Raw genomic sequence first — 2,093 nt, forward strand, 5'->3', positions numbered from 1 at the left:
CTCGTACCCACCGGAGATCTCGCCTCCGGTCCGTACGACCCAGTCTTTGGGCACGGTGATGCCCTCGGCGCGCAGCGCGTCGCGGAAGCCGCGCAGCCGCTCCACCGAGGCGATGTCGTCCTGCCCGCCGACGAGCGCGACCCGCTGGTGCCCCTGCTCCAGCAGCAGCCGGGCCGCCGTCCGGCCGCCCGCGCGCTCGGCGGGGATGACGGCGGGCAGCGAGCCGTCCTCGGGCAGGCAGTTGGCCAGCACGGAGTGGGTGCGGTGCAGTCCTTCGGGGACGCGGACGCGGCGCAGGGACATCGCCGCGTAGATGATGCCGTCGACACGCCGGTCGAGGAGTTCGGCGACCGCCGCGTCCTCCTTGGCCGGGTCGCCGCCGGAGTCGACGGTGAGGACCAGGTGCTCCCCGGCCCAGGCGGTGTCCATCGCGCCGCGCAGCAGCCGCCCGGCGAACGGCGAGGAGGCGATCTCGTCGGTGACCAGGCCGATCACGGCCGTACGGCTGCGGCGCAGGCCGCGGGCGACGGGGTCGGGCCGGTAGCCGAGCTGGGTCGCGGCCTGCCGGATGCGTTCCTGGGTGGCGGGCGAGAGGTTGCCGTCGGCCCGGCCGTTGAACACGAAGGACACCGCGGTGTGCGACACGCCGGCGAGCCGGGCCACGTCCCGCGAGGTGGGACGCCCCGATCCCGTCACCGGCTTCTTCCCGGCGCTGTCCATGCCGTCCGCCGCCCTCATCCGCCACCCGTCCGGTTGATCATCGCCCACCCTATCCGTGACGCTGGAGGGAGGACACAGCCGACAGTCAACGGGAAGGTCCGACGGTGATCAGCATCCCGACGCACACACTCAACGACGGTACGACGCTCCCCGCCCTGGGCCTGGGCACCTGGCCGCTGGGCGACGACGAGGCGCAGCAGGCGGTGCTCTCGGCCCTGGAAGCGGGCTACCGCCTGATCGACACGGCGACGAACTACCGCAACGAGACGGGGGTGGGCCGTGGGGTGACCTCCGGCATGGTGCCGCGCGAGGAGATCGTCGTGACGACGAAGCTCCCCGGCCGGCACCACGGCTACGAGGAGACCCTCGCCTCGTTCGAGGAGTCCCGGGCCCGCCTCGGCCTGGAGTACGTCGACCTGTACCTGATCCACTGGCCGCTGCCGCGCGTGGACCGGTACGTCGACTCCTGGAAGGCCATGATCAAGCTGCGCGAGGAGGGGCTCGTCCGGTCGATCGGCGTCTCTAACTTCACGGCCACGCACATCGAGCGGCTGGAGAAGGAGACCGGCGTCCTGCCCTCCGTGAACCAGATCGAGCTGCACCCCTTCCTGCCGCAGGACGAGCTGCGCGCCTTCCACGCGGGCAGGAACATCGTCACCGAGAGCTGGAGTCCGCTGGGCCGGGGCACGCCCCTGCTGCAGGACCCGGCCGTGGCGCGGATCGCCGAGGCGCACGGGGTGTCGGCCGGACAGGTGGTCCTGCGCTGGCACACGCAGCTCGGCGCGGTGCCCATCCCGAAGTCGGCGAACCCCGAGCGGCAGCGCGCGAACCTCGACGTCTTCGGCTTCGAGCTGAGCGAGGACGAGCTGCGGGCCGTCGCCGACCGGGCGCACCGGCGGGTCGGCGGGGACCCCGAGGTGCACGAGGAGTTCTGACGGGTACCCGGGGCACGTCGGCGGGCTTCGGGAAGGAGCCGCAGATGGCTGAGCGGGAGCGGCTGCGGGACTACCGCGGCAAGAGCGACTTCGGCCGGACCGGCGAGCCCCGGGGCCGCGGGGCGTCCTCCGGGGACAGGCCCCGGTTCGTGGTGCGGATCCATGACGCGAGCACGATGCACTTCGACTTCCGGTTGCAGGTGGACGACGTGCTGAAGCCCTGGTCGGTCCCCAAGGGCCCCTCGGCGGACCCGAAGGACAAGCGGCTGGCCGTGCCCACGGAGGACCATCCACTGGAGTACGAGGAGTTCGAGGGCGTGGTCCCCCGCGGCGAGTACGGCGGCGGCACCGTGATCGTCTGGGACCGCAGCGTGCGCACGTCGGCGCTGATCACCGTGCTGCACCACGCGGGCCTCCAGACCGTCACGCAGCAGGGCC

The 2,093-nt window shown here is 72.7% G+C and carries 3 protein-coding genes; 2 read left to right on the top strand and 1 reads right to left on the bottom strand.

The annotated features are described in order from the left end of the window. A partial coding sequence (locus ACFTZL_RS44295; RefSeq protein ID WP_382596145.1) for a LacI family DNA-binding transcriptional regulator occupies positions 1–720 on the bottom strand: 720 nt, incomplete at its 3' end. A gap of 104 nt (positions 721–824) precedes the next feature. Here ACFTZL_RS44295 and ACFTZL_RS44300 point away from each other — a divergent pair. Then, the gene (locus ACFTZL_RS44300) at positions 825–1,655 is read left to right on the top strand and encodes an aldo/keto reductase (RefSeq protein ID WP_382596148.1); all 831 of its coding nucleotides are present in this window, start codon (positions 825–827) and stop codon (positions 1,653–1,655) included. Between the two features lie 44 nt (positions 1,656–1,699). After that, positions 1,700–2,093 (top strand): DNA polymerase ligase N-terminal domain-containing protein (locus ACFTZL_RS44305; RefSeq protein ID WP_382596151.1); only part of this gene is annotated, 394 nt, incomplete at its 3' end.

It is taken from the genome of Streptomyces sp. NPDC056948, assembly GCF_042674225.1.
GTDB classification, from domain to species: domain Bacteria; phylum Actinomycetota; class Actinomycetes; order Streptomycetales; family Streptomycetaceae; genus Streptomyces; species Streptomyces purpurascens.